Source organism: Streptomyces sp. NPDC005393, from assembly GCF_040606675.1.
Taxonomy (GTDB): Bacteria; Actinomycetota; Actinomycetes; order Streptomycetales; family Streptomycetaceae; genus Streptomyces.
Genome location: NZ_JBEXFG010000018.1, coordinates 79,943 through 106,145 on the forward strand (window position 1 = coordinate 79,943; position 26,203 = coordinate 106,145).

Consider the following 26,203-nt stretch of genomic DNA (forward strand, 5'->3'; position numbering starts at 1 on the left):
CCCCGGATCCGGCCACCCCGGCCCCGGCTCCGGCCACCCGGCCCGGCCCCGCGCCACCCGGCGCGAAGGGCAGCGGCCGGCGCCCGTACCGCCGGTCAGACCCCGCAGCGCGCGGCCGCCTCTTCGACGAGGGCCACCGCCGCGGCGAGCTCCTCCGCCGTGCGCCCGCTCCCGCCGTCGCCGACGCCGCCCGGCGCACGCTCCAGCGCGTGCGCCAAGTCATGGCCGGCCACCGCGACCTGGTCGGCGACCACGAACGTCCCCGCGTCCGGGACGGTCAGCGGCGCGGCTCCCGGGTCCTCAAGACGCTGGGCGCGCAGCGACAATTCCCTTGCCAGCGCGAGTCCTTCGGCCGCCGCGCCCGCGCGCAGCCGGGACTGGGGCAGGGTGCGCAGCCGGTCGGCGAGCCGGTCGACGGCGGTGAGCAAAGGGGTCACATCATCCACGCTCCGAGCGTATGCGCCACCCAGGGGCTGTTGCCAACAGCCGAACACTCAGGCACGGTGAGCTGAAGGACCCCACCCGGGCCGCACAGCCCGGGTCCGGCACGGACGCGTCCGGAGGCGCCGATGTCCCAAATCTTCTCCGACGAGACTCACCGGAACCTACTCTCCCGCATCCCCCAATGCACCGGCCGTGAAGTCGCCGACTGGCTGCGCACGGTGGACGAAGGCCCCGCTCTCTTCCGCTTCGAGGAGAAGGTCAGCTGGCTGCGCGGTGAGCACAAGCTCGCCTATGGCCACGCCAAAGCGATCATCCATGAACACGACTTGAGGCGAGCGGCGCGCAAACTGCTGTAGCCGCCGCCCGGAGTCAGAAGCGTGTCCGACAGACGGACCCAAACGGGGCGGGTTGTCCCGAAGATGGCGAAGGGCCCGCGGAGGCGACTGCCTCCGCGGGCCCTTGTGCTACCGGGAGCCTTACGGCCCCTGACGCTAGTCCCTGAAGATGGAGATCAGCCGGAGCAGCTCCAGGTAGATCCACACCAGTGAGAGCGTCAGACCGAAGGCGGCCAGCCACGACTCCTCGCGCGGAGCGCCGTACCGGACGCCGTCCTCGATCTGCTTGAAGTCCATCGCCAGGAACGCCGCGCCGAGCACGACGCCGACGAGGCCGAAGACGATGCCGAGGCCACCGCTGCGGAAGCCGAGGCCGTCACCGCCGCCGAAGGCGGCGAACAGCAGGTTGACCGTCATCAGCAACAGGAAGCCGATGGCGGCCGCGAGCACAAAGCGCTGGAACCGCGCGTTCACCCGGATGAGCCGGGTCTTGTACGCGGCGAGCACACCGACGAAGACGGCCATCGTGCCGAGGACCGCCTGCATCGGGATGCCGGACCAGCGCTCGTTGTACACCTGGCTGATGACGCCGAGGAAGAGCCCCTCGAAGAGGGCGTAACTCATGATCAGCGCCGGCGAGGCCGTGCGCTTGAACGACTGGACGAGACCGAGCACCATCGCCACGAGCGCGGCACCGAAGCCCACGCCCACGGGAAGCTGCGCGATCCAGGCGACCGCGGCGGCGACGATGACCGTACCGAGGGTCATACCGGTGCGCATGACGACGTCGTCCATCGTCATCCGGCCGGTCTGCAGCGGGCCCGCCGGTGGCGCGCCGTACATCTGCTGCAACTGCTCGGGCGTCAGATTCTGCTGGTCACCGGCTGCGTAGGGGTTCGTCGGCGCCTGCGCTTGCGCGTACGGGTTACCACCGGCGTACGGACTGCCCTGACCTGCGGCGGGGCTCCCGGCCTGCGGCGCCGCGCCGAAACCGGCGTAGCCGCCGGCGCGGCTGAATCCCCGTCGCGAGAAAACCGGGTTGCTGCTCCTCATCTCACTCCTCCATGGCCGCCCTGCGCGACCTTGACTCAAGAGTAATGGGTAAGCAAAGAAGACACCCTAGTGCCCAAGGAGGATCTTTTCACGCGCGCGCAGACCGCGCGAGGCCCCCGCGGGCCCCGCGCACGAACCGTGGGCAACGGCATACGCACGCTGAGTGCGCCCACCGGATCTGGAGGTGCCCGGAACCGGACTTGAACCGGTACGCCCGCGAGGGCAGCGAGGTTTAAGCTCGCCGTGTCTGCATTCCACCATCCGGGCATCGGCTCCCTGGGCCGTACGAGGCGCATACGACCCTCCCCTATAGGAGAGCAGCACGAGCCTATCCGGGGACAGTTCCCCGAACAGCGAATCCCCGGACCGAGGTTGTCTTATTTTATTGGCAACTGAGGGCCCATCAGCAGCGGGGCGGGGCCCCGTGGATGCCCGCTGCCGACCGGACCTGCCCATATACCGTGAACCCCGTTTAACAGGGGATTGACGCAATCTCGACGCCCCGTCCGGGGGTCCTCCTACCCAAGGAGGACCTGCGCGCCCGCGCCTACGACCCGAGTCGCCCGCAGAACCGGAGCACGGGCTGATCCCGCCCCCGTATGGCGCAAGGAACCATAGGAGGACGTCCCGCCCAGCCCCGCACAGCACGACAGGAGCCCTCCACCGTGACGAACACCTCTCCCGGCGTTGAAACCGCCAGCCGCTCCACCGTGGCGGCCGCCCGTGCCACGGACCTCTCCAAGGTCTACGGCCACGGCGAGACCCAGGTGATCGCCCTGGACACGGTCTCCGTCGAGTTCCGGCAGGCCGAGTTCACCGCGATCATGGGCCCCTCCGGCTCCGGCAAGTCGACCCTGATGCACTGCATGGCGGGGCTCGACTCGGTGTCGAACGGCTCGGCCCGGATCGGCGATGTCGAACTGACCGCGCTCAAGGACAAGAAGCTCACCCAACTGCGCCGCGACAAGATCGGGTTCATCTTCCAGGCGTTCAACCTGCTGCCGACGCTCAACGCGCTGGAGAACATCACGCTGCCGATGGACATCGCGGGCCGCAAGGCCGACCAGGCGTGGCTGGACCAGGTCGTGGACACCGTCGGGCTGTCCGGGCGGCTCAAGCACCGCCCCAACCAGCTGTCGGGCGGTCAGCAGCAGCGCGTCGCCGTGGCCCGCGCGCTGGCCGGCAAGCCCGAGATCATCTTCGCGGACGAGCCGACCGGAAACCTGGACTCCCGCGCCGGCGCCGAGGTCCTCGGCTTCCTCCGCAACTCGGTGCGGGAGCTGGGGCAGACGGTCGTCATGGTGACCCACGACCCGGTCTCCGCGTCCTACGCCGACCGGGTGATCTACCTCGCCGACGGCAAGATCGTCGACGAGCTGCTCGACCCCACCGCCGAGGCGGTCCTGGACCGCATGAAGCGTTTCGACGCCAAGGGCCGCACGAGCTGACGCGAGGCGCGCGCCTGTCCCCGTAACGCCGCCCCGCACCTGTCTCTCTCATCTCAGGACTGACACCTCATGCTCCGTACCGCCGTGCGCAACGTGCTCGCGCACAAGGCCCGGCTGCTGATGACCGTGCTCGCCGTACTGCTCGGCGTGGCCTTCGTCTCCGGCACCCTGGTCTTCACCAACACCATCTCCGCCGCCTACCAGAAGAGCTCCGAGAAGGGATTCGCGGGCGTCGACGTCGCCATCACCCCGCACACGTCCGACGACGACGCGGCGAGCCCCGGGTCCGCGCCGCGCCTCGGCCAGCGGGTGCTCGACAAGGCGGCCAAGGTGCCCGGCGCCGCCTCCGCCACCGGCGTCGTCCACGGCTACACCGCCCTCTCCAAGAAGAACGGCGACCTGCTCGGCAGCGGCTTCTCCACCCTCGGCGGCAACTACTACCCGGGCACCGACGGCAAGGACCCGCGGTACACCATGACGCAGGGCCGCGCGCCCAGGGCCGAGGGCGAGATCGCGCTCGACTCCAAGTCCGCCGAGCGCGGCCACTACAAGGCCGGGGACTCCATCCGGGTGTCCGTCGACGGCCCGGTGCGCGCCGAGAAGATCGTCGGCGTCTTCACCACCGACGACGGCAATGTCGCGGCGGGCGGCAGCCTCGCGCTGTTCGACAACGCCACCGCGCAGCGGCTGTTCGCCAAGCCCGGACAGTTCGACGAGCTCGATGTGAAGGCCGCCCCCGGGACCTCGCAGGCCGCGCTGAAGTCCGCGGTCGACAAGATCCTGCCCAAGGAGGCCGAGGCCGCCACCGGTCAGAAGCTCGCCGACGACCAGGCCGAGCAGATCAAGCGGGGCATGAGCACCATGCAGACCGGCATGCTGGCGTTCGCCGGGATCGCGCTCTTCGTCGGCATCTTCATCATCGCCAACACCTTCACCATGCTGGTCGCCCAGCGCACCCGTGAGCTCGCCCTGATGCGCGCGGTCGGCGCGACCCGCCGTCAGGTGACCCGCTCGGTGCTGATCGAGGCCACCTTCGTCGGCGCTGTCGCGGCCGTGGTGGGCCTCGCGGCCGGTGTCGGCATCGGCGCCGGGCTGCGCTCGCTGCTCAACTCCACGGGGGCCCTCGTCCCGGACGGCCCACTGGTCGTCAAGCCGACCACCGTGCTCGTCTCGCTGGTCGTCGGCATCGTGGTGACCGTGCTCGCCGCCTGGCTGCCGGGCCGGCGCGCCGCCAGGATCCCGCCGGTCGCCGCGATGAACAGCGTGCACGCCAAGCCGAGCACCCGCGGTCTGGTCGTACGGAACTCGATCGGCGCGGTCCTGGCCGCGGGCGGCATCGCCCTGGTCCTGGCCGGGGCGGGCATGGGCGCCGACGGCAAGGGCCCGATGGGCCTCGGCGCGGGCGTCCTGGTGATCGGTGTCTTCGTGCTCACCCCGCTGCTGTCCCGGCCGCTGATCGCGGCCGCCGCGCCGGTGCTGCGGGTGTTCGGGATGCCCGGCAAGCTCGCCCGGCAGAACGCGGTGCGCAACCCGCGCCGTACCGCCGCCACCGCCTCCGCGCTGATGGTCGGCCTCACCCTGATCACCGGGATGACCGTGATCGCGGGCAGCGTCCAGAAGGGCATCAACAAGATGGCCGCCGACGGGCTGAAGTCCGACTACGTCGTCAGCATGGGCGGCTTCGGCGGCTCGCGGCCGCTGTCGCCGGATGTGTCCAAGACCCTGGGCAAGCTGCCCCAGGTCACCGCGATCAGCCCGCTGCGCACCTCCCCCGCCCGGGTCGGCGGCGACACCGACTCCCTGACGGGCGTCAACGGCAAGGCCGTCAGTGACCTGGTGGGCGTGGACTTCAGCCAGGGGTCCTTCTCCGGGCTCGGCGGCGACAAGGTCGTCATCGACGACAAGACCGCCGACAAGCACGGCTGGAAGCTCGGCTCCAGCATTCCGGTGACGTACGAGGACGGCCGCGGCTCCAAGCTGACCGTGGGCGGTGTTTACACGGGCAACCAGATGATCCGCGGCATCATCATGGACAGCGCCACGATCACCCCGCACATGTCCACCGTCACCGACTTCCAGGTGATGCTGAAGACCAGGGGCGGGGGGACCGAGGCCAACAAGCACGCCCTGAAGAAGGCGCTCGGTGACAACCCGGCGATCCAGGTCCAGAACAAGAAGGACATCTCGGATGGCATCGCCAAGTTCTTCACCCTGATGCTGAACATGCTCTACGGGCTGCTGGCCATGGCCGTGATCGTCGCGGTGCTGGGGGTCATCAACACCCTGGCGATGTCGGTCTTCGAGCGGTCCCAGGAGATCGGGATGTTGCGCGCCATCGGCCTCGACCGGCGGGGCATCAAGCGGATGGTGCGGCTGGAGTCACTGGTCATCTCGCTCTTCGGCGGGGTGCTCGGGCTCGGCCTCGGTGTCTTCTTCGGCTGGGCGGCCGGCGAGCTGATCTCCACCGGCCTGCCGACGTACCAGCTGGTGCTGCCGTGGGGCCGGATGGGTCTATTCCTGGCGCTGGCCGCCTTCGTGGGCGTGCTGGCGGCGCTGTGGCCGGCCCGGCGGGCGGCCAGGCTGAACATGCTGGCGGCCATCAAGGCCGAGTAGCGCGGACGGCGCCTCTCGTGCGGCGGGACGTCCCCGTCCGCCCCGGTGCGGGGTGGGCGGGGACGTCCCTTTGGTCACTCCCGCCAGTCGCGGGCGCGCAGCGGAAGCCCCGAGGCCCCGTCACCGGGGGTACGGACGGCGAGGATCTGGTTAACGCCGATCCGGTTGCGTTCGAAGGAGAGCACACAGGCGGCCATATAGAGCCGCCAGACCCGGGCCCGGCCCGGGGAGGTGAGCCGTACGGCCTCCTTCCAGGACGCTTCGAGGCGGGCCACCCAGCGGCGCAGCGTGAGCGCGTAGTGCTCGCGGATGGCCTCCACGTCGCGCACCTCGAAGCCCGCCTCCTCCAGCTGGGAGACGGTCCGGCCGACCGGGGCCAGCTCCCCGTCGGGGAAGACATAGCGGTCGATGAACTCGTCGACGTGGTACGTCTCCTCGTCCGGCTCGGGGCGCCGGGCGATCTGGTGGTTCAGCAGCCGTCCGCCGGGCTTCAGCAGCCGGTGCAGAATGCCGGTGTACTCGGCGTAGCGGGCGGCGCCGACGTGCTCGGCCATGCCGATCGAGGAGATCGCGTCGTACGGGCCGTCCGGGACCTCGCGGTAGTCCTGGACCCGGATCTCGATCTGGCCGGTGAGCCCGGCGTCCGCGATGCGCTTACGGGCGTACGACGCCTGCTCCTCCGAGAGCGTGATGCCGACGGCGCTCACGCCGTACTCGCGCGCCGCGTGCAGCACCATCGAGCCCCAGCCGCACCCCACGTCCAGCAGCCGCTGACCGGGTTTCAGGGCCAGCTTGCGGCAGACGAGGTCGAGCTTGGCGCGCTGGGCGTCTTCCAGCGTCGTATCCGGTCCGTCCCAGTAGGCGCAGGAGTAGACCATCGAGGGTCCGAGCACCAGCGCGTAGAAGTCGTTGCCGACGTCGTAGTGGTGGCTGATCGCCTCCTTGTCGCGGCGCGGGGTGTGCAGCGGTCCGCGCCGGGTGGTCCGGGCCTCCTCGCGGGGCGGGGGCGGCGGCAGACCGGGGCCGGCGAGCGCGATGAAGGTACGGACGGCGGCGCGCCGCCGGGGGTCGCGCAGCACCTGGAGGGCGGCGGTCAGCCGGGACTGCCGCGGGGTGGCGGAGTCGCGCTCCCACAGATGTCCGGCCAGCCGGCCCAGGGCGTCGTACAGATCGCCCTCGACATCGAGGTCGCCGGAGACCCAGGCGCGGGCGAGCCCCAGTTCGCCCGGGGTCCACAGCAGCCGGCGCAGCGCCCGGCGCCGCCGTACGACCAGGGTGGGTGCGCCGGGCGGACCGGTCTCGCTGTGGTCCCAGGCGCGGATGCGGATCGGGAGGGGGGTTCCCAGCACCTCCTCGGCCAGGGTGGCGAGTCGCCCAGCGGCGTCGGCCATGTCGCACCTCCGTGATGGCGAGTCAGGAAGATTCACTCATCACGTAAACACCATGGAACCCCCCGCGCAGTCCCGCCGACACGTCCGGAATCGGCAAAAGAGCGGAAATTCCTTCCGGATCACGGCATGACGAAGGGCGTCCGCCCCACGGATGGCGGACGCCCTTGGCGTCGGAGGTGCTCGGGTGACCCGGGTGTCAGGACGCCTTCGCCTTCTCGGCGGCCGGGGCCGGCTTGGCGGTGGCCGCGGAGACCGGGGAGACCGGGGAGACCGGGGAGGCGGCCTCGTAGAACTCCTCGCGGGGGTTCTCGATGGCGCCGAGGGAGACGACCTCACGCTTGAGGAACATGCCCAGCGTCCAGTCGGCGAGCACCCGGATCTTGCGGTTGAAGGTCGGCATCGCCATGCCGTGGTAGCCACGGTGCATGTACCAGGCGAGGCGGCCCTTCAGCTTGATCTTCATCTTGCCGAAGACGATCATCGCGACGCCCTTGTGGAGGCCGAGGCCCGCCACGGCGCCCTTGTTGGCGTGCTTGTACTCGCCCTGCGGGAAGCCCCGCATGCCCGAGATCACGTTGTCACCGAGGACCTTGGCCTGGCGCAGCGCGTGCTGGGCGTTCGGCGGGCACCAGGCGCCCTCGCCGACGGCGAGGTCCGGCACCTGGGCGTTGTCGCCGGCGGCCCAGATGTAGTCGGTGCCCTTGACCTGGAGGGTCGGGGCGGTGTCCACATGGCCGCGCGGGCCGAGCGGGAGGCCGAAGCGGGCGAGCGCCGGGTTCGGCTTGACGCCCGCGGTCCACACGATGGTGTTGGAGTCGACCTCAAGGCCGTTCTTGAGGACGACATGGCCGTCGACGCAGGAGTTCATCGAGGTGTTGAGGTAGACCTCGACACCGCGCTTCTGCAGGTGCTCAAGACCCCACTGGCCGAGCTTCGGGCCGACCTCGGGGAGGATCTTGTCGGCGGCGTCGACGAGCACGAAGCGCATGTCCTCGCGCTTCACGTTCGGGTAGTACTTGGCGGCGTCCCGGGCCATGTCCTCGACCTCGCCGATGGTCTCCGCGCCGGCGAAGCCGCCGCCGACGAAGACGAAGGTGAGCGCCTTGCGGCGGATCTCCTCGTCCGTGGTGGAGTCGGCCTTGTCGAGCTGCTCGAGGACGTGGTTGCGCAGGCCGATGGCCTCCTCTATGCCCTTCATACCGATACCGTTCTCGGCGAGACCGGGGATCGGGAAGGTACGGGAGACCGCGCCGAGAGCGACGACCAGGTAGTCGAAGGGCAGCTCGTACGCCTCACCGACGAGCGGCTGGACGACGGCGACCTTGCGGTCCTGGTCGATGGTCGACACTCGGCCGGTGAGGACCTCCGCCTTGGGGAGCACGCGCCGCAGCGGAACCACGACGTGGCGCGGGGAGATGCTGCCGGCCGCAGCTTCGGGGAGGAAGGGCTGGTACGTCATGTACGAGCGCGGGTCGACGACCGTGACAGTCGCCTCGCCGTACCGCATCTTCTTGAGGATGCGGCGCGCCGCGTACAGGCCTACGTACCCACCGCCTACAACGAGGATCCTGGGACGCTCCGTGGTGCTCATGATTCGAGTATCCAGCACCCCCTGGGGGTGAGCTCGTGAGCCCCTTCACAAGCATAGTGAAGGTATCTGCTACACTCCCCCGCCCCAAGTGACGGACGCCATAGCGACACGGGGGACCAGAAGGCGGATCAGCGCGCTCCGGGCCCCGCTGAGCAGGACTTGCCGTTGAACGCGGGAGTAGACCACCCCTGCCGCGGGCGGCCCCGCGGGACTGTTGGGATACCTCACGATTCATTCAGCGGCCAGGCGCGGTCACCGAAACCGCCCTGGAGCCCCCCATACGGCGGCCACCAGGCATCTTTTTCATGTGAAGGATTTCACGAACTTTCTCCGAAGCGGCTCACGGAAGGCCCTCACAGGGGGTTCCGCGGCCGCTCATACGATATCCCGCCCGCTCAGGCGATGCTCCACGCGATCCCGTCAAGGATGTCGTGCTCGCTCACCACGACCTCCGACGCACCGGTCCGTTCCATGATCGAAAGCAGGACGAGCGCCCCGGCGGCGATCACATCGACCCGCCCCGGATGCATCACCGGAATCGCCGCGCGCTCGGCGTGGGTGGAGCCCAGCAGCCACTCGGTGATCTCGCGGACCCGGCCGACCGGGATCCGGGAGTGATGGATGGCGGCGGGGTCGTACGTGTCGAGCTCCAGGGCCATCGCGGCGACCGTGGTGACCGAGCCGGCCAGCCCGACGAGCGTATGGCCGCCCTCGCCGGGCCGGCAGGCGCCCGTGAGCGGCACGGTCTCCTCGGCGAGGTCCAGCGCGCGATCGATATCGCCCTTCATGGCGGAGACCTGATCCGCCGACGGCGGATCTGCCACCGTGTCGTGGTTGACCAGATGGCGCTCGGTCAGCCGTACGCAGCCGATGTCGACGCTGCGGGCGGCCCGTACATGATCGTCACCGACGACGAACTCGGTCGAGCCGCCGCCGATGTCCACCACCAGATACGGCCCCGCCACATGCTCATGGCCCTTCAGCTCCTTGGTGGCGCCGGTGAAGGAGAACTCCGCCTCCTGGTCCCCGGTGATCACCTCGGGCTCGACGCCCAGAATGTCGACGACGCCGCGTACGAACTCCTCGCGGTTCTCCGCGTCACGCGAGGCGGAGGTGGCGACGAAGCGGACGCGCTCCGCCCCCAGCTCGCGTATGACCTCCGCGTACTGGCGGCAGACGGCGAAGGTGCGCTCCAGCGCCTCGGGGGCGAGCCGCCCCGTACGGTCCACGCCCTGGCCCAGCCGGACGATCGTCATCCGGCGGTCGAGCTCGATCAGCTCACCGGTGGCCGGGTCGGCGTCGGCCACCAGCAGCCGGATGGAGTTGGTGCCGCAGTCCACGGCCGCGACGCGGGTCATGCGCTCTCCTCCTCGGCTGGCGGTTCCGTAGCGCCGTTGTCGTCGGTGCCGCACGGCGCCACGCACGGGCCCTTGCGCCACCACTCGGGCAGCATGGCCAGGGCCTCGTCCCCGAGCGGATTGACCCCGGGGCCGGCCGCGAGCGCATGGCCGACCAGGACGTGCAAGCACTTCACCCGGTCCGGCATGCCCCCCGCGCTCGGGAAGCCCTCCAGCACCTCGATGGCGTCGCGGCGCGCGAGGTAGTCCTCATGGGCGGCCCGGTAGGCGGCGGCCAGTTCCGGGTCGGTGGCCAGCCGGGCCGTCATCTCCTTCATCACGCCCTCGGCTTCCAGCGTGCCGATCGCGGACGCGGCGCGCGGACAGGTCAGGTAGTAGAGGGTCGGGAAGGGCGTGCCGTCCTCGAGCCGCGGCGCGGTCTCGACGACATCGGGGTTGCCGCAGGGGCAGCGGTGGGCGATCGCGCGCAGGCCGCGCGGCACGCGGCCCAGCTGCTTCCGGACGGCGGCGATGTCCGCGTCGGTGGGCGCGGTGGGCTCCGTCTGCGGAGGGGGCGTATCCATGAGTGGGAAGTTCTCTTCGATCGGTTTCGGACCGGGTACGGCCGGGCGGCTCACGGCGGACGCCTCAGCGCCGCGCGCTGTGCGCCTTCGCCGCGTCCGCCGTGTCCACGGCGTCCCAGAGGTTGCTGTACCAGGGGCTGTCGGCCACGCTCCGGTGGGAGGAGCGCTCGGTCGCGCCACGGCCGTCCGCCACGCTGTAGCCGGTCTCCCCCGGCATCAGGAAGTGCAGCCGCTCACGGGCCTGCCGCTCGGTGTAGGCGGGGTCGCGCAGCCGGGCCTTCTGCTCGCGCAGCTTCTTCACGTCGTCCCGCGCCTGTTGGGCCTCGCCCCGCTGGTCGGCGATGTCGGAGCGCTGGGAGATGTACTGCCGCATCGGATAGGCGAGCGCGACGACCAGTGAGCAGACGACCAGCGCGAGCAGGGCCGCGCGGCCGGTCAGCCGGCCCCGGCGGCGCTTGACGCGGGCGCGGTAGACCCGGGCGGCGGCGTGCTCGCCGAGCGCCTTGAGCCTGGTCGCGGTGGAGAACCGATCCCGATCCGCCGGCACGTCGCCTCCCCGGTGATGACTTCGCGTAGCTACGCCGTCCCCGGCCACGGTACGGGACCGCGGCCGGGGACGGGCGTCAGACGTGTCTGCTACTTGAGGTGGAGCGCGCGCTCAGCGGAGGTCAGCCCTTGAAGCGCGGGAAGGCGGAGCGGCCCGCGTACACCGCCGCGTCGTCGAGGATCTCCTCGATGCGCAGCAGCTGGTTGTACTTGGCGACCCGCTCGGAGCGGGCCGGGGCGCCGGCCTTGATCTGGCCGCAGTTGGTGGCGACGGCCAGGTCGGCGATGGTGACGTCCTCGGTCTCGCCGGAGCGGTGGGACATCATGCACTTGTAGCCGTTGCGCTGGGCGAGCTCGACGGCGTCGAGGGTCTCGGTGAGCGAGCCGATCTGGTTGACCTTGACCAGCAGCGCGTTCGCCGTGTCGTTCTCGATACCGCGGGCCAGCCGCTCCGGGTTGGTGACGAAGAGGTCGTCGCCGACGAGCTGGACCTTGTCACCGAGCTGCTCGGTGATGGCCTTCCAGCCGTCCCAGTCCTCCTCGTCCAGCGGGTCCTCGATGGAGACCAGCGGGTAGGCCGCGACCAGCTCGGCGTAGTACGCGGTCATCTCGGCGGCGGTGCGGGACTTGCCCTCGAACTCGTACGAGCCGTCCTTGTAGAACTCGGAGGCGGCGACGTCGAGCGCCAGTGCGATGTCCTGGCCCGGCTGGTAGCCGGCCTTCTTGATGGCCTCGAGGATCAGGTCGAGGGCCTCCCGGTTGGAGCCGAGGTTCGGCGCGAAGCCGCCCTCGTCGCCGAGGCCGGTGGACAGGCCCCGCTCCTTCAGCACGGACTTCAGGGTGTGGTAGACCTCGGCGCCCCAGCGCAGGGCCTCGGAGAAGGACTCCGCGCCGACCGGAGCGATCATGAACTCCTGGATGTCCACATTGGAGTCGGCGTGCGAGCCGCCGTTGAGGATGTTCATCATCGGGACCGGCAGCAGGTGGGCGTTCGGGCCGCCGAGGTAACGGAAGAGCGGGAGGTCGGACGCCTCGGAGGCGGCGTGCGCGACGGCGAGGGAGACGCCGAGGATGGCGTTGGCTCCGAGCGAGGACTTGTCCGGGGTGGCGTCCAGGTCGAACATCGCCTGGTCGATCAGGCGCTGCTCGGTGGCGTCATAGCCGACCAACTCGGGGCCGATCTGCTCGATGACGGCGAGGACAGCCTTCTCCACGCCCTTGCCGTTGTAGCGGTTCTTGTCGCCGTCACGGAGTTCGAGGGCCTCGAAGGCGCCGGTGGAGGCACCGGACGGAACGGCGGCACGGCCGGTGCTGCCGTCGTCGAGGCCAACCTCGACCTCGACCGTGGGGTTGCCTCGCGAGTCGAGGATCTCGCGAGCTACGACGACGTCGATGGACGGCACGAGGTTCTCCTTCGTATGTGTCTGCGCTAGCAGCACGAGCCTAACGGGCCGGGAGGGCTGCACCCCCCCCGTCAGCCCGCCCCGCGAGACAGGACGTGGCACAAATACCCAGATTTGAGCTTGAATATCCATATTTCTGCGGGAACTGATAAGCCCCGGCGGGGCACACCGAGGGGGCGGCGCGCCCGGCCGGGGCTCGATTCCCAGGGGGCCGGCTCGAGCGGAAGCTCAGCCGGGATGGCTCAGCTGAGGTGGAGCTGCTGGCCCGGGTAGATCAGGTCGGCCTGCTCGACGATGTCCTCGTTGAGCCTGAAGAGCTTCTTCCAGCCGCCCTTGACGCGGTGCTCCTGGGCGATCTTGCCAAGGGTGTCGCCGGACTCGACCTCGTACTCGCCGTCGCCCTTCTTGACGGGACCGCGGGCCTGCGAGCGCCCGGCGTGCTCGGGCTCGGCGTGGGTCTCGGCCTTCGGCTGGTCGGGCTGGGCCGCCGGGGCCGACTGCGAGGACTGGGAGGACTGGGAGGACTGGGAGGAGGCGTCGGACTGCGCCTGCGAGCCCGAGGAGGAGCCCGCGGAGGAGGACGAGGGGGTGCCACCGGTGGTCAGGCCCGTGCCGCAGACCGGCCAGGCGCCCTTGCCCTGGCTGGCGAGAACCTTCTCGGCGACCTGGATCTGCTGGTCCTTGCTGGCCTTGTCCGCGGTGGGGGCGAACGCGGTACCGCCGTAGGCGCCCCAGGTGGAGCTCGAGAACTGCAGTCCGCCGTAGTAGCCGTTACCGGTGTTGATCGACCAGTTGCCGCCGGCCTCGCACTGCGCGACCTGGTCCCACTGGGCGGAGGTGGCGGCGGAGGCGGAGGTGGCGCCGATGAGCGGCGCGGCCACGGCCGCGCCGGCCAGACCGGTGAGCGCGGCGATCCGGGTGACCTTCGACGGGCGGCGGTGCTTGCCGTTGCACTTGAGCATCGTTGGTTCGTTTCCTCACCGACGCCTACGAGGTGAGCTGTCGGGTTCGGGCGTGAGTTGCCCGGCCGGATGCGGAGACCGCACCCGGCTTCACCCCTAGCCGACGAGCCCGCTTCCACAGGCCTTTCGGCACCTACCTTGGGTCCCCCGCTCCTGCCTTCGGCGCTGACGCGTCGGTTCCAGCCGACCGCCGGCAGGATTCGGCGTGACGATCGACGGTGCCCGCGGTAGCGAGCGGAAAGACGTTAAACACACCTCCCGAGAAGGTTCAAACACCTTCATCTCGTCGCAGGATGGTGTTTCTGATCTCACTCGGCCCACATCTACGCAGGTAGGACCGGGTGTGGAGGGATCGGACAGGGGGCATACCCTGGACGATGTGACGAGAGGTATATCTCACCGGTTCCAGACCGGGCAATTCCCCCCGAACTACCGCTCCTTGATGGTCAGGTCAAGGCGCTGACCAGGGAGAATGAGATCCGGGTCGGACCCGATGAGGTCCTCGTTGGTTTGATAGAGCCCATGCCATCCGTCGGCCAACTCGCCCCGCTCGGCAATCGCTGACAGATTGTCACCCGGTCGGACGGTGTAGCCGTCACCCGTAGAGCTCTGGGCGCGATCCGCGTCGCCGCGCGAGGCATGCCGCCCGGAGGACCGTGAATCCGCCGTCGAACCGTCGCTCGCGCGCTCCCCCGTACCTTCTTCGCCACGGTGGCGGCCGGTGGGCGCGGGGTCGGCGGACGAGTCCGGCGCATCCGGGGAAGAGGGGTCCGCCGAGGACGTGGAGTCGTCCAGCCCGTCGGGAGCCTGGGAGGTTTGGGGCGCCGCCGGCTTCTCCGTGCTCTCGGACACATCCGGCGTCCGGGGCGTACCGGATGAGCCGGAGTCATCCGACGCCTCGGGTGACGGGGAGTCGTCCAGCCCCGGGTCCTCCTCCGTGTCGCCACGCTGAGCCGAGCCCGGCTGGGCCGGGGTGGCCGTGGAGCCGGGGTCCACATCCGGGGCGCCGCTGCCGTCGGTGAGCCCGGCGTTCAGCGCACAGCTCGGCCAGGCGTCCGGACCGCGGTCACCGAGGATCGACTCGGCGACGGCTATCTGCTGGGAGCGGCTGGCCAGATCGGGGCGCGGGGCGTAGCTCGTACCGCCGTAGCTCTTCCACATGTCCAGCGTCAGCTGGAGCCCGCCGTAGAAGCCGTTGCCGTCGTTGGCGCTCCACATGCCGCCGCTCTCGCATTCGGCGACGCGGTCCCATGTGGCGGTCTGGGCGGCTTGGGCGCCGCCCGCCCCGAACAGCGGTATGGCGATGCTCGCCCCCGCGACCCCCGCCGCGACGACGATGGCCGGAGCCTGACGAGGGCGGCGGTGCCGACCATTCCCGGAACGCATGCGATGGGCCTCTCGTGTGACCTTCGATTGTCGGTTGAACATAGCGAGGTCACGCGATCATCACAACCCGATGTATCCCAGGTCACGCCCAGGTCACGCAGTTGAGCGTTCGTCACTTATGTCGCCTCACAAGGGGCTTGACCGATTCACCCGTCCGGGGAATTCCAGGTCACCGGAAGGGTGCGCAGCCCGCGCATGATGAGTCCACCGCGCCAGCGCAGATCCCGCGAATCCACCGCAAGCCGCAGATCGGGCAGCCGCCTCAGCAGGGTGCCGATCGCGGTCTGCGCCTCCAGTCGGGCGAGCGGTGCGCCCAGACAGTAATGAATGCCGTGGCCGTACCCGAGATGCTGATTGTCCGTACGGGTGAGATCGAGGACCTCGGGCGCGTCGAACCGCTCGGGGTCGCGGTCGGCGGCGGCGAGCACCACCAGTACCGGCTCCCCCTCCGCGATGCGCTGTCCGCCGATCGTGACCGGCTCGATGGCGAACCGCCAGGTGGCGATCTCCACCGGCCCGTCATACCGCAGCAGCTCCTCGACCCCGGCCGCGAGCACCTCCTCGTCCCCTTCCTCCAGGGCCCGCTGGAGCAGGGCACGCTGCTCCGGATGGCGCAACAGCGCGTACACCCCGTTGCCGATCAGATTGACGGTGGTCTCGAAGCCGGCGAACAAGAGGATGAAGGCCATGGCCGCCGCCTCGTTCTCGGTGAGGTGCTCACCGTGGTCGCTGGCGCGAATCAGCCCGGAGATCAGATCCTCCTCGTCCCCTTCTTCTCCTGGTGCCGCGAAGGCCAGCCGCTTCCGGTGGATCAGCTCGGCGAGATACGCGCGGATCCGCTTCACCGCGCGGGCCACCCCGCCGCGCGGCCCTCCGCCGTGCCGGATCATCGTTCCGGCCCAGTCCCGGAAGTCGTCCTGATCCTCGCGCGGCACCCCCAGCAGATCGCAGATCGCATAGATAGGGAGAGGGAAGGCGAACTCATGGATGAGATCCGCCTCTCCCCTCTCCACGAAGGCATCGATGAGCTGGTCGGTCAGCTCCCGCACGCGCGGGGCGAACGCGGCGACGCGGCGCGGGGTGAACGCCTTGGACACCAGCCGCCGCAGCCGGGTGTGATCCGGAGGGTCGATGTTCAGCAGATGTGTCATCAGATCCGCGCGCTGCTCGCCGGGAATGCCCACCTTGCCCCGGGCGTGAGCCGACTCGCTGTGCCGCAGGGGATTCTTCGACAGCCGGGGATCGGCCAGCGCCTGCCGCGCGTCGGCGTAACGGGTCACCAGCCATGCCTCGACACCGCTGGGAAGCGTGGTCCGGTGCACCGGTGCGTGCTCGCGCAGCCAGGCGTACGCGGGATAGGGATCGGTGGCGAACTCCCAGCTGAAGAGGGTGGGAGCGGGGAGGTCACGGGGCTGTTCTGGCACCCCCCGACGATACCGGCCGCCCTCCAAGGACCCCCCGATACAGCCCTTACCGGGAGTAACGGATAAAGCCGCGACAAAAGAGATAAACGTTGAATGGAATTCAACAAGTATCTCCACGCATCCTCCACAAGGCGCACATGGCGCGGGGCGATTGCCCGATATCTGATGGGTGCGGATGACGGTCCGCGGATGCGCCGCCACTCCTTCGCACCATCCCGGAACACGCTCTGACGTGGGCCAACGCAAGGGGAAGGGGGTGCGGCTGATACGACGTCAGATGGCTTGAATGAGACTGGGGCACATGCACGGCGACCCCTGATGCTGGTGATACGATCACCGCGCTTGCCAGGCGAGCCAAGGGCGCGTAAGACACATGGCGATCCCGGCAGAACAGCCGAGAGGGTCACCACTCTGAGGAGCATTATGCCGCCAGTCGGGCATACGGAGCCGTTCCGGCGCACCGACTCCCGTGCGCTGCCGTCGGCAAGACGAGTGCGATGTCCCCGGACCCTGCGGACGCCGTACGGGCGCTGACTCACCGCCTCCTCTCAGCACACCAGGATTCATAACGCACAATACCTCCTTATCAAGTCCCTGGCGGTCTAGTCGTTTAAAGAGAGTCTTATGACGCAATACATACAGGATCCAGCACTCTGGGCCCTGATCGCTGGCACGCCTCTCGCCGCAACCGCCATCATCCGCGGGCGAAAGGCGCGGGCGAATCTGCGCGATGAGAAGGCGGAGCTGGAGAAACGCTCGGCGGAGCTCGAGAACAATTACGCCGAGGCGGTACAGGAGGCTCACGTCCGCGCGGAGGAGGCCACCAAGAGCGCTCTGAAGTCCGCCATGCGAACGCTTCAGGGCCTCGCCAACGAGCAGCAGCTGGCCATCTCCAAAACCCAGGACAGATACGGCGAGCACCAGATTCTCCAGGACCTTCTGGAGATCGACCACATGAACTCGCAGTTCGGGCGGCGTGCGCAGTCCATCGCCGTTCTCTGCGATGGCTGGCTGGGCCGCCAGCGGGCCGTCGCCTCGGTGTACGACGTGGTGCGCAGCGCCAAGGGCCGCATCCGTCACTACACGCGTGTGGACATCCGCTCCCAGAGCAATTTCGCACTGGTCAGCAAGGCCGTGGAACCGGTCGCGCTGGCGCTGGCCGAGCTCCTGGACAACGCGACCAGTTACTCCGCCCCCGATTCTCCGATCGATATCACCATCCGCACCGTGCCCAAGGGCGTCTGCGTCATCATCGACGACGCCGGTGTGGGTATGAATGAGGAGGAGAAGAACCGGGCCGACAAACTGCTCTCGGCCACGCGGGCGACGGGTGTCACGGGACTCGGCAATCCGCCGCAGTTCGGCTTCGCGGTGATCGGCGTGCTCGCCGCGCGATACGGCTTCAGTGTCTCGGTCGATTCGGCCTCTCCTTACGGTGGTGTGCGCGCGGTCGTGCTTCTTCCCGAGGACCTCCTGACCAACATGCCCGAGCCGGAAGAAGCGCCGACGCCGCGTGAGGCTGCGGCAGTGGACCAGCCGGAGGCGAGCGAGCAGAGCGGCTCCACCCCCGGCGGCCTGCCCAAACGCCGCCGAAAGGGCTCGATCTCCATCGTCCCGAGAGCAGATTCCACCAGTGCCCCGGCCCGGACGAGCGAGGAAACCGCTTCGATCATGGGCGCCTTCCAGCGCGGCACTCAGTCCGGACGCTCCGCAAACCCGAGCAGCGAAGGGCATGATCCTCAGTGAACAACGACCTGTCATGGATGCTTGACAGCGCCCTGGAAGTACCAGGGGCCCGTCATGCGATCCTGGTCTCCGCCGACGGTCTGCTGATGGCCCGTTCTCACGAGGTCAAGAAGGACGAGGCCGATACCGTCGCCGCCGCGATGAGCGGCATCCAGTCCCTGAGCCGCACCATGGCCGGCTTCTGCGGCGGCCCCCATATGAACTGGCGTCAGACCCTGGTCGAGTTCGACGGCGGATGGGTCTTCCTCATCTCCGCGGGGGAGGGCGCGTATCTCGCGGTCTCCTCCGCTCCCGATGTCGACATGGCCGACATCACCTTCCGGATGCAGCAGCTCGTCGGGCAGCTCGGCAAGGTACTGACCACTCCACCTCGCGAAAACACGAGCGTTCAGGCATGACAGCGCCGGGTGAGCAGGAGCCAGAGTCCGCCCAATTAGTGCGACCGTATGTCATCACGAACGGTCGCGGGCTCCCGGACAACGACCAGTTCAACCTGATCACATTGGTCACCGCGTCCGACCAGGTGCGCCCCGGTCATCTCGACCCGGAGAAGCGCGGCCTCTTGGACCTGTGTGCGGGAGGCTATCTCTCGGTCGCCGAGATAGCGGGGCACATGGGTCTTCCGATCGGCATCGTCAAGGTTTTGCTGTCCGATCTCTCCTCGGACGGATACCTCATCACGCGTGCCCCCGCGCCTCCCGCTCAGCTTGTCGATGTTTCGCTCCTTCAGGAGGTGCTGGATGGGCTCCAGGCCCGTTTCGGATGATGACGTCTATCTGGACGACGCGGTGCAGATCGCGGCCAAGATCCTGGTCGTGGGGCATTTCGCGGTCGGAAAGACGACGTTCATCGGCACCATGTCCGAGATTCCTCCGCTGCGCACCGAGGAGCGGATGACACAGGCCGGAGCCCATGTCGACGACCTCATGGGCACCCGGGGCAAGACCACGACCACCGTGGCCATGGACTTCGGGCGTCTCACGCTGAGCGAGAGACTCGTCCTGTATCTGTTTGGCACACCCGGACAGGAACGCTTTGTTCAGGTGTGGGAAGACATGACCCGAGGCGCCCTCGGGGCGTTGATCCTGGTCGATCCCGATCGGCTCAAAGAGTCCTTCCCCGTGATCGACCTGGTGGAACAGTACGGACTTCCCTACGCGATATCCGTCAATCGCTTCGACGGCACACCGGTGCGCCCCGACGAGGAGCTGCGCGAGGCGCTTGATCTGCTGCCCGAGACCCCCATCGTCACCTGTGACGCACGTGACGAGAAGTCATCGGCCAATGCGCTGATGGCGCTTGTCCGCTACCTACAGGAACGTACCCGCCAGGAGCACGAATGAACATGCAATCGGATTTTCCGGCGGCGCCGCCACCCGGCTGCCCCGCCCATGGCAGCGGCAAGCGGGTGCCGCTGTACGGGCCGGAGTTCGCAGCCGATCCGGGTGCGTACTACGCGCATATGCGCGGGTACGGTCCGGTCGCACCGGTCGAGCTCTCCCCCGGTGTGGAGGCCATGCTCGTCACGGACTACGGGGCGGCGCTGCAGCTGCTGCAGAACCCCGACACCTTCCGGAAGGATTCGCGCCGCTGGCGCGACTTCAACGAGGGCAAGGTCACCCGGGAGAACCCGGTCGTACCCCTGCTGGCATACCGGCCGAACTGCATGTTCACCGATGGGGCGGAGCATATGCGGCTGCGCCAGGCGGTGACGGACAGCCTGGCCCGGGTGGATTCACACCGGCTGAGCCGGCATGTCGAGCGCGTCGCCAGCTATCTGATGGATCAGTTCATCGCCCGCGGCTCGGCCGATCTGCTCAATGACTATGCCAAGCTGCTGCCGCTCTTTGTTTTCAATGAGCTTTTCGGCTGCCCGGCGGAAATCGGCGACCGGGTAATCTTCGGTATCTCCGGTATCTTCGACGGTATCAACGCCGAAAAGGCGAACGAGGTGCTCACCCAGAGCGTTATCGAACTCGTAGCCCTCAAGCGGAGCAAGCCCGGCGACGATGTCACGTCCTGGCTTATGCAGCACCATTCCCAGCTGACCGATGAGGAACTGGCTCATCAGCTTGTGCTGCTGCTGGGCGCCGGTGCCGAACCCCAGCGGAATCTCATCGCCAATGGGCTGCTGCTTCTGCTGTCCGATGAGCGGTATGCGGGGGGCGGGCTGCTGGTCGAGGACGCCCTCGACGATGTGCTGTGGAACAGTCCGCCTATGTCCAACTACGCACCGCACTATCCGGTATCCGATGTGGATTTCGCCGGGACGCCGCTGCGCGCGGGCGACCTCGTCCTGGTGAGCATCGCGGCGGCCAACACGGATCCGGCGCTCTCCGCCTCCCGTCAGCAGCTCAGCAAGCGGGCGCATCTCGCCTGGAGCGCGGGCCCGCATGCCTGCCCGGCCAAGGACACGGCCCAGCTCATCGGCGTGGTGGCCATCGAGAAACTGCTCAACCAGCTGCCCGATATCGAGCTCGCGGTGCCCGAATCGAGCCTGACCTGGCGACCCGGCCCGTTCAACCGCGGACTGACCGCATTGCCTGCCCGTTTCACACCGATACGGACAGACAAACGGTCTGTTTCCCAGCAAGAAGCCCCCGCGGGTGACCAGCACAGCCGTCAGCAGAACAAACAGGAAAAGGGCGGCTTGTGGAGTTCGTTCCTGAACTGGTGGAGAGTGTGATCCACGCCACAAGGCCAAACGATTTCATACTGCATGAATATTCAATCTGACGGGTAGGCAGTATCGCGGAATTCGTGTTGGTCAAAATCTAAAAGGAGCTGTCGTGGAGCTCACCGCCGACGACGACATCACTGTTGATCGACGTTTTGTGGTTTCACTCATATCCCGACCACACCACCCCCGCGGTCAATCGAACACCTACCCTAATTGCGCGGAACCGCGCGCGATGGGAACCGAGATACTCGCCCCCCGGGGCGGGTATCTTCTCGTTTGGCGCAAACGCCGGAGCGACGGTCCTTCCGCGCCACACAAACCCCTGTGCCTTCGTCCCTCGTCCCCCCGGGGGGCCCGATGAGCGGCGTCATACCCGCCGAGCCGCGGCTCGGCGACTTCGCCGCGGGACAGCTGATCCGGCTGTGCGAGGTGGCGGGGCTGGGCCCGACCGACACGGCGGCCTACGCCCGCGTGCTGAGTGAGAGTCTGGGCCCCGTGGCCGAACGGTCATTGGCGCTGCCTCCTCCGTCGCGGAGCTCTCTGTCCGACGACCACACACCAGTGGAGTACTCCCTGGCCTTCCTGCCGGGCACGGCCCCCGCGCTCAGGGTGCTGCTGGAACCCGGCTGCGCAACCGACGACCTGGTGGAGAACGGCCGCACCGGGCTGCGCGCGATCCGCGCCATGGCGGAGCGCTGGGGGTTCGCCACCCGCCAGCTCGACCGGATCGAGGACCTGTTCTTCCCCGGCTCCCCCGAGGGTGGTTTCGCCCTGTGGTGCGCCCTGGAGCTGCGCTCCGGCGGCGTCCCCGGGGTCAAGGTGTATCTCAACCCCTCGGCGAACGGCCCGGAGCGGGCCGCCGAGACCGTCCGTGAGGCGCTGGCCAGGCTCGGCCACCGGCAGGCGTTCGACGCGCTGCCTCGCGCCGACGGCTTCCCGTTCGTCGCCCTGGACCTCGGGGACTGGGAGGCGCCGCGGGTCAAGGTCTACCTCATGCACCAGGGCCTGTCCGCCGCCGAGGCCGGCTCGCTGCCCCGGATGGCGCCCCCACCGGGCCAGGAGCGGCTGGAGGAGTTCTTCCGTACCGTCGGAGATCTCCCGGCCGCCGGTGATCTCACCGCCGAGGGCGAGGACCGGCTGACCGGACGCCCCGCCCTCACCTGCCACTCCTTCACGGAGACGGCGACCGGCCTGCCCAGCGGCTACACCCTCCATGTGCCCGTCCGCGACTACGTCCGGCACGACGGGCAGGCGCGGGAGCGGGCGGTGACCGTACTGCGCCGCCATGGCATGGACAGTGTCGCGCTCGACCGGGCGCTGGCCGCCGTCGGTTCGCGCCGGCTGAGCGACGGCGTGGGCCTCATCGCCTATCTGGCGCTGGTCCATGAGCGGGGCCGCCCGCCGCGGGTGACCGTCTACGTCTCCTCGGAGGCGTACGAGGTACGGCCGCCCCGCGAGGCCTTCCCCACCCGCGACCGGGTGCGGGCAGGGCTGTGACACACCATCGATTGACGGACATACGGAACGACGGGAGCAGCGGTCAGCGTGGAGCCGTACAGGATCAAGGTCGTCGAACCCATACCCTTCACCACCCGGCAGCAGCGCCAAGAGGCGCTGAAGCGTGTCAACTACAACCTCTTCGACCTGCGTGCCGAGGAGGTGACCATCGATCTGCTGACCGACTCGGGCACCGGTGCGCTGTCGGCCGCGCAGCAGGCCGCGGGCATGGCCGGTGACGAGTCGTACTCGGGCTCCCGCTCCTTCTACCGGTTCCATGAGACCGTGACCGAGCTCACCGGGTACGCGCACATCCTGCCGGCCCATCAGGGGCGCGCGGCCGAGCGCATACTCTTCTCCTCCCTCCTGGAGCCCGGCCAGATCTCCCTGGCCAACACGCACTTCGACACCACGCGCGCCAATGTGGAGCTGGCCGGCTGTGAGGCCCGGGATCTGCCGTCCCCCGAGTCCCGGGACCTGGACAGCACCCAGCCGTTCAAGGGGAACATCGACCTGGAGGTGCTCCGGGCGACGCTGACCGGGCCGGACGCCTCCCGGGTCGCCGTGGTGGTCATGACCCTCACCAACAACGGCGGCGGGGGCCAGCCGGTCTCCATGGAGAACCTGAAGCAGACGGCCGCCCTCTGCCGCCAGTACGGCGTCCCGCTGTTCCTGGACGCCGCCCGGTTCGCCGAGAACGCCTGGCTGGTGACCCGCCACGAGGATGCCTACCGCGACCACGCCCCGCGCCAGGTCGCCGAAGAAGCGTTCCGGCTGGCGGACGGCTGCATGATGAGCGCCAAGAAGGACGGCATCGTCCACATCGGCGGCTTCGTCGGGGTCAACGACCCGGAGCTCGCCCAGAAGTGCGAGCTGCTCCTCATCGCCACCGAGGGGTTCGCGACCTACGGCGGTCTGGCCGGGCGTGACCTGGACATGATGGCCCAGGGGCTGAACGAGGTGCTCGAACCCTCCTACCTCCAGGAGCGGGCCGATATCGCCGGTTACCTGGCCAAGCGGGTCCGGGCCGCGGGCGTCGACATCATCGAGCCGCCCGGTATGCACGCGCTCTACCTCAACGCCGGGCGTCTGCTGCCGCATATCCCGCCCCACAACTACCCCGGCCACGCGCTGTCCTGCCAGCTGTATCTGGAGGGCGGCATCCGCTCGGCCGAGCTGGGCTCCCTCTACCTCGGCAAGGAGGACGAGGACGGGAACCCGGTGGCCAGCGCGCCGTACGAGCTGGTCCGGCTCGCGCTGCCGCGCCGCGTCTACACCCGCAGCCACTACGACCACATCGGCGACACCCTGGAGAAGATCGCCAAGGACACGCACAGCGTGTACGGCTTCCGGATCGTCGACCAGTCCCCGATCCTGCGCCACTTCCGGGCCAAGCTCGAACCCGTGCCCATCGCGCGATGAGCTGAGCCCCCCTTTTTTCAGGGGCTCGGTTCGCCTCCGGGGCGCTTTAAGCCGCTGTCGACGGTCGATCGTGCTCGGCCCCTCGTTCCTCGGGGCCTCCGCGCGCTCTCCCTTTCGACAGCGGCGCGCCCCTTCGGCGCGCCGCCGGCTACCGCTGGGAGGTGCCCTCAGCCGTTTTTGGGCTCGGTTCAGTTCGACCGGCCCTCGGTGCCGCCTTTGCCGGGCTCCCGGGTGCCCGAGCCGCCCAGCTCGTGCGGGCGTCGGCGGGCGCCGTCCCGCGGCAGTTCATCGGGTTCACGGTGCTCGGTGACGTAGCCGACCCGCGTCTCGTCGTCCTGATGCCCGGGGCCGTGGCCCGTCTCCCGGGCCTCGCGGTCGGTCTCGTCGGCCTGCTGCCAGGCGTCCGAGCGGGGCTGCGGGCGCTGGGGCGGTTCCGGCTCCCGGGCCCGTACCCGTATCCCCCACCACACGGCCGCGATCAGTACGACGACGATCACGGCTCCGACGATGAACGGGCCGGTCCCGATCAGCGGATCCCGGGCCACGGCGAGATCACTGGCGTACGCATACATGACAGCCGGGTACCCCCCGCCGCCTGGGTCACTCCGGCCCCGCGCGGGTCACTCCGGTGCGGGGCCCTGTGCCGGTGAGTCCGGTGAGTCCGGTGAGTCCGCCGAGTCCGCGACGCCCTCGGCCGCGCGTATCGCGTCGCGGTAGGCGCGGGCCGCGGCGCGCAGGGCCGTCTCGGGCTCGATGCCGTCCGCCTCGGCGCGCACCGCGAGCGCCAGCAGCTCGTAGCCGATGCCCGCGCCCTCGGGGAGGGCCACATCGAGACCGGCGGTACGGGCGCGGGAGGCGAGCTTGGCGGTCAGTGCGAGGGCGGGCTGACCGAGTGGCACCCCTTCGGTGACCGAATCGCGCTGCTTCTCCATCGCCTTGGTACGCAGCCAGTGCGCCTTGACGTCCTCGGCGGTCTCGGCGGCCTCCTCGCCGAAGACATGCGGATGGCGGTGGATCAGCTTGTCCACGATCCCGCCCGCCACATCGTCGATCGAGAACGGCTGGTCCGGGTCCTCCTGGGCGATCCGGGCGTGGAAGACGACCTGGAGCAGCACATCGCCGAGCTCCTCGAGCAGCGCCTCGCGGTCGCCCTCCTCGATGGCCTCGACGAGTTCGTACGCCTCCTCGATGCCGTACTTCACCAGCTCCTCGCTGGTGCGGGCGCCGCTCCACGGGCACTCGACCCGGATCCGGTCCATGACCTGCACCAGATCGAGCAGCCGCGCGCCCGGCAGATCGTAGGAACCGGGCAGCAGCTCCAGATCCGGCATCGCCTCACGGCCGGATCCGGCCAGCCGGGCCAGCCCGTCGGTCAGCTCGGACTCACCGGCGGCCGAGGTGATCACGACCGTAGTACGGCCGCCCTCCGCGCGGCAGTAGTCGACCAGCTCGCGCGCGTCCGGCGCCGCCAGCCCGACCTCGATGCCCGCCTCGCGCAGATACGGCAGCTGCGGGTGGTCCGGATCGCCGCACAGCACCCGGTCGGCGCCGCGCAGCACCTGCCACGCGGGCCAGGACAGCAGACCGGGCGCCACCCGGTGGCTGGTGGTGAGGAGGACGACACGGCCGGTGGCGGCGGCTTCTGCGGGGGTGGCGGAGTCAGGTGCGGTCACCCTTGAAACGTAACTTACGCCTGCTGCTGGGAGCTGTTCGAGGTGCGCAGCCACGCCTCCTTGGCGAGGACGGCGGTGCCCTGGGTGTCGTCCCACTTGCCGTACCGCGGGTTGACCCGGATGGCGAGCTCCTTGGAGGTGCGGGTGAACACCTCGTTGACCTTGGCGGTGCCGAGCTTGCGCAGCAGAGCGGTGCGCGTGAGCTCCATACGGATGGCGTCGTCGATCCGGCCGGGCGCGATGCCCTGCTCCAGATAGACGGCGCGCAGCGCGGTGGCCCCACCGCTCTGCGCCTCGGCGGCGGCGCGGGCCCGCTGCATCTCGCGGCGGGTGACGCTCATCCCGTTGTCCTTTCCGGCCCGCTCAATGACCCGGAACTGGATCATCCGGATCAGTGTGTCCTGGCTCAGCCGGCCGCTGCCCGCGACCAGCTGGTCGGCCCTCGGGGAGCCGCGCTGCGCATCCCGGACGGCCTTCACCTGTGCCTGGAGCTGGGACACGGTGATCCGGCCCCCGTCCACGACGGCCGCGGCCCCGGGGCGCGGGGCGTTACCGCACGCGGTGAGCAGCGGGGCGGAGAGGAGCAGGGCGGACGCGGCGGAAACGGAGAGCGCAGTACGGCGGCGGATCATGGAGCCTCCCGGCAGAGATCGTGCGGCGCGACATCG

24 protein-coding genes, 1 tRNA gene and 1 riboswitch are annotated in these 26,203 nt (G+C 69.3%); of the genes, 10 read left to right on the forward strand and 15 right to left on the reverse strand.

Going from position 1 to position 26,203, the window contains the following annotated elements; genetic code table 11:
* Positions 1-95: 95 nt before the first annotated feature.
* A complete protein-coding gene (locus tag ABZS71_RS17510; RefSeq protein WP_356210973.1) occupies positions 96-446 on the reverse strand; it encodes a hypothetical protein in 351 nt (116 codons plus the stop codon).
* Positions 447-569: 123 nt separating this feature from the next.
* On the opposite strand from ABZS71_RS17510, the gene ABZS71_RS17515 reads away from it, so the two are divergent.
* Positions 570-800 carry a DUF4287 domain-containing protein gene (locus ABZS71_RS17515; protein ID WP_355846990.1) on the forward strand — a complete coding sequence of 77 codons (231 nt, stop codon included), beginning with the start codon at positions 570-572 and terminating at the stop codon, positions 798-800.
* A gap of 135 nt (positions 801-935) precedes the next feature.
* On the opposite strand, the gene ABZS71_RS17520 is transcribed toward ABZS71_RS17515, so the two are convergent.
* Entirely contained in the window at positions 936-1,832 is an 897-nt protein-coding gene (locus ABZS71_RS17520; RefSeq protein WP_355846993.1) for a Bax inhibitor-1/YccA family protein, read from the reverse strand.
* A gap of 185 nt (positions 1,833-2,017) precedes the next feature.
* A tRNA-Leu gene (locus ABZS71_RS17525) sits at positions 2,018-2,099 on the reverse strand.
* Positions 2,100-2,497: 398 nt separating this feature from the next.
* Here ABZS71_RS17525 and ABZS71_RS17530 point away from each other — a divergent pair.
* Positions 2,498-3,280 carry an ABC transporter ATP-binding protein gene (locus tag ABZS71_RS17530; protein WP_356210976.1) on the forward strand — a complete coding sequence of 261 codons (783 nt, stop codon included), beginning with the start codon at positions 2,498-2,500 and terminating at the stop codon, positions 3,278-3,280.
* Between the two features lie 69 nt (positions 3,281-3,349).
* Entirely contained in the window at positions 3,350-5,893 is a 2,544-nt protein-coding gene (locus ABZS71_RS17535) for an ABC transporter permease (RefSeq protein WP_356210978.1), read from the forward strand.
* Positions 5,894-5,967: 74 nt separating this feature from the next.
* Here ABZS71_RS17535 and ABZS71_RS17540 read toward each other — a convergent pair whose 3' ends face one another.
* The 9 genes from ABZS71_RS17540 to ABZS71_RS17580 form a co-directional block, all read right to left on the reverse strand.
* Positions 5,968-7,284, reverse strand: a complete 1,317-nt coding sequence (locus ABZS71_RS17540) for a cyclopropane-fatty-acyl-phospholipid synthase family protein (RefSeq protein WP_356210981.1) — start codon at positions 7,282-7,284, stop codon at positions 5,968-5,970.
* 196 nt (positions 7,285-7,480) lie between these two features.
* Positions 7,481-8,875 carry an NAD(P)/FAD-dependent oxidoreductase gene (locus tag ABZS71_RS17545; RefSeq protein ID WP_356210984.1) on the reverse strand — a complete coding sequence of 465 codons (1,395 nt, stop codon included), beginning with the start codon at positions 8,873-8,875 and terminating at the stop codon, positions 7,481-7,483.
* Positions 8,876-9,270: 395 nt separating this feature from the next.
* Positions 9,271-10,233 (reverse strand): Ppx/GppA phosphatase family protein, encoded by a 963-nt coding sequence (locus ABZS71_RS17550; RefSeq protein WP_355847008.1) that lies wholly within the window; start codon positions 10,231-10,233, stop codon positions 9,271-9,273.
* Positions 10,230-10,796 (reverse strand): DUF501 domain-containing protein, encoded by a 567-nt coding sequence (locus ABZS71_RS17555; protein WP_356210987.1) that lies wholly within the window; start codon positions 10,794-10,796, stop codon positions 10,230-10,232. Before ABZS71_RS17555 ends, ABZS71_RS17550 begins: the two co-directional genes overlap by 4 nt.
* Positions 10,797-10,860: 64 nt before the next feature.
* A complete protein-coding gene (locus ABZS71_RS17560; RefSeq protein WP_356210990.1) occupies positions 10,861-11,343 on the reverse strand; it encodes a septum formation initiator family protein in 483 nt (160 codons plus the stop codon).
* Positions 11,344-11,464: 121 nt separating this feature from the next.
* Positions 11,465-12,745 carry a phosphopyruvate hydratase gene (eno, locus tag ABZS71_RS17565; protein WP_355847017.1) on the reverse strand — a complete coding sequence of 427 codons (1,281 nt, stop codon included), beginning with the start codon at positions 12,743-12,745 and terminating at the stop codon, positions 11,465-11,467.
* 242 nt (positions 12,746-12,987) lie between these two features.
* Positions 12,988-13,707, reverse strand: a complete 720-nt coding sequence (locus ABZS71_RS17570; protein WP_356210993.1) for a transglycosylase family protein — start codon at positions 13,705-13,707, stop codon at positions 12,988-12,990.
* 7 nt (positions 13,708-13,714) lie between these two features.
* Positions 13,715-13,882: riboswitch (cyclic di-AMP (ydaO/yuaA leader) on the reverse strand.
* Positions 13,883-14,136: 254 nt separating this feature from the next.
* Positions 14,137-15,093 (reverse strand): transglycosylase family protein, encoded by a 957-nt coding sequence (locus tag ABZS71_RS17575; RefSeq protein ID WP_355847023.1) that lies wholly within the window; start codon positions 15,091-15,093, stop codon positions 14,137-14,139.
* Positions 15,094-15,239: 146 nt separating this feature from the next.
* Positions 15,240-16,517 carry a cytochrome P450 gene (locus ABZS71_RS17580; RefSeq protein WP_356210996.1) on the reverse strand — a complete coding sequence of 426 codons (1,278 nt, stop codon included), beginning with the start codon at positions 16,515-16,517 and terminating at the stop codon, positions 15,240-15,242.
* A gap of 624 nt (positions 16,518-17,141) precedes the next feature.
* Here ABZS71_RS17580 and ABZS71_RS17585 point away from each other — a divergent pair.
* The 7 genes from ABZS71_RS17585 (at position 17,142) to ABZS71_RS17615 (ending at position 23,862) form a co-directional block, all read left to right on the forward strand.
* A complete protein-coding gene (locus ABZS71_RS17585) occupies positions 17,142-18,263 on the forward strand; it encodes an ATP-binding protein (protein ID WP_356210998.1) in 1,122 nt (373 codons plus the stop codon).
* Positions 18,260-18,661, forward strand: coding sequence for a roadblock/LC7 domain-containing protein (locus ABZS71_RS17590; protein ID WP_355847032.1), 402 nt, complete (start codon positions 18,260-18,262; stop codon positions 18,659-18,661). Before ABZS71_RS17585 ends, ABZS71_RS17590 begins: the two co-directional genes overlap by 4 nt.
* Entirely contained in the window at positions 18,658-19,029 is a 372-nt protein-coding gene (locus ABZS71_RS17595; protein ID WP_355847035.1) for a DUF742 domain-containing protein, read from the forward strand. The genes ABZS71_RS17590 and ABZS71_RS17595 overlap by 4 nt, the downstream gene beginning before the upstream one ends.
* Positions 19,004-19,606 (forward strand): ATP/GTP-binding protein, encoded by a 603-nt coding sequence (locus ABZS71_RS17600; protein ID WP_356211000.1) that lies wholly within the window; start codon positions 19,004-19,006, stop codon positions 19,604-19,606. Before ABZS71_RS17595 ends, ABZS71_RS17600 begins: the two co-directional genes overlap by 26 nt.
* Positions 19,603-20,949 (forward strand): cytochrome P450, encoded by a 1,347-nt coding sequence (locus tag ABZS71_RS17605; protein WP_356211003.1) that lies wholly within the window; start codon positions 19,603-19,605, stop codon positions 20,947-20,949. Before ABZS71_RS17600 ends, ABZS71_RS17605 begins: the two co-directional genes overlap by 4 nt.
* A gap of 351 nt (positions 20,950-21,300) precedes the next feature.
* Positions 21,301-22,440 (forward strand): tryptophan dimethylallyltransferase family protein, encoded by a 1,140-nt coding sequence (locus tag ABZS71_RS17610; protein ID WP_356211005.1) that lies wholly within the window; start codon positions 21,301-21,303, stop codon positions 22,438-22,440.
* A gap of 48 nt (positions 22,441-22,488) precedes the next feature.
* Positions 22,489-23,862 carry a tryptophanase gene (locus tag ABZS71_RS17615; RefSeq protein WP_356211007.1) on the forward strand — a complete coding sequence of 458 codons (1,374 nt, stop codon included), beginning with the start codon at positions 22,489-22,491 and terminating at the stop codon, positions 23,860-23,862.
* Positions 23,863-24,050: 188 nt separating this feature from the next.
* On the opposite strand, the gene ABZS71_RS17620 is transcribed toward ABZS71_RS17615, so the two are convergent.
* From ABZS71_RS17620 to ABZS71_RS17630, 3 genes are read right to left on the reverse strand one after another with little or no spacing between them, the layout of a single operon-like run.
* Positions 24,051-24,434 (reverse strand): DUF6479 family protein, encoded by a 384-nt coding sequence (locus ABZS71_RS17620; protein ID WP_356211010.1) that lies wholly within the window; start codon positions 24,432-24,434, stop codon positions 24,051-24,053.
* Between the two features lie 48 nt (positions 24,435-24,482).
* Positions 24,483-25,535 (reverse strand): nucleoside triphosphate pyrophosphohydrolase, encoded by a 1,053-nt coding sequence (locus ABZS71_RS17625; RefSeq protein ID WP_356211013.1) that lies wholly within the window; start codon positions 25,533-25,535, stop codon positions 24,483-24,485.
* 14 nt (positions 25,536-25,549) lie between these two features.
* A complete protein-coding gene (locus tag ABZS71_RS17630) occupies positions 25,550-26,167 on the reverse strand; it encodes a SurA N-terminal domain-containing protein (RefSeq protein WP_356211016.1) in 618 nt (205 codons plus the stop codon).
* Positions 26,168-26,203 lie beyond the last annotated feature (36 nt).

Excerpts from the sequence above, each read along its gene's own strand:
- ABZS71_RS17515 (WP_355846990.1), top strand. The coding sequence starts at position 570 with ATGTCCCAAATCTTCTCCGACGAGACTCACCGGAACCTACTCTCCCGC.
- ABZS71_RS17520 (WP_355846993.1), bottom strand. The coding sequence starts at position 1,832 with ATGAGGAGCAGCAACCCGGTTTTCTCGCGACGGGGATTCAGCCGCGCC.
- ABZS71_RS17535 (WP_356210978.1), top strand. The coding sequence starts at position 3,350 with ATGCTCCGTACCGCCGTGCGCAACGTGCTCGCGCACAAGGCCCGGCTG.
- ABZS71_RS17540 (WP_356210981.1), bottom strand. The coding sequence starts at position 7,284 with ATGGCCGACGCCGCTGGGCGACTCGCCACCCTGGCCGAGGAGGTGCTG.
- ABZS71_RS17545 (WP_356210984.1), bottom strand. The coding sequence starts at position 8,875 with ATGAGCACCACGGAGCGTCCCAGGATCCTCGTTGTAGGCGGTGGGTAC.
- ABZS71_RS17550 (WP_355847008.1), bottom strand. The coding sequence starts at position 10,233 with ATGACCCGCGTCGCGGCCGTGGACTGCGGCACCAACTCCATCCGGCTG.
- ABZS71_RS17555 (WP_356210987.1), bottom strand. The coding sequence starts at position 10,796 with ATGGATACGCCCCCTCCGCAGACGGAGCCCACCGCGCCCACCGACGCG.
- ABZS71_RS17570 (WP_356210993.1), bottom strand. The coding sequence starts at position 13,707 with ATGCTCAAGTGCAACGGCAAGCACCGCCGCCCGTCGAAGGTCACCCGG.
- ABZS71_RS17575 (WP_355847023.1), bottom strand. The coding sequence starts at position 15,093 with ATGCGTTCCGGGAATGGTCGGCACCGCCGCCCTCGTCAGGCTCCGGCC.
- ABZS71_RS17585 (WP_356210998.1), top strand. The coding sequence starts at position 17,142 with ATGACGCAATACATACAGGATCCAGCACTCTGGGCCCTGATCGCTGGC.
- ABZS71_RS17595 (WP_355847035.1), top strand. The coding sequence starts at position 18,658 with ATGACAGCGCCGGGTGAGCAGGAGCCAGAGTCCGCCCAATTAGTGCGA.
- ABZS71_RS17600 (WP_356211000.1), top strand. The coding sequence starts at position 19,004 with ATGGGCTCCAGGCCCGTTTCGGATGATGACGTCTATCTGGACGACGCG.
- ABZS71_RS17605 (WP_356211003.1), top strand. The coding sequence starts at position 19,603 with ATGAACATGCAATCGGATTTTCCGGCGGCGCCGCCACCCGGCTGCCCC.
- ABZS71_RS17610 (WP_356211005.1), top strand. The coding sequence starts at position 21,301 with ATGAGCGGCGTCATACCCGCCGAGCCGCGGCTCGGCGACTTCGCCGCG.
- ABZS71_RS17620 (WP_356211010.1), bottom strand. The coding sequence starts at position 24,434 with ATGTATGCGTACGCCAGTGATCTCGCCGTGGCCCGGGATCCGCTGATC.
- ABZS71_RS17630 (WP_356211016.1), bottom strand. The coding sequence starts at position 26,167 with ATGATCCGCCGCCGTACTGCGCTCTCCGTTTCCGCCGCGTCCGCCCTG.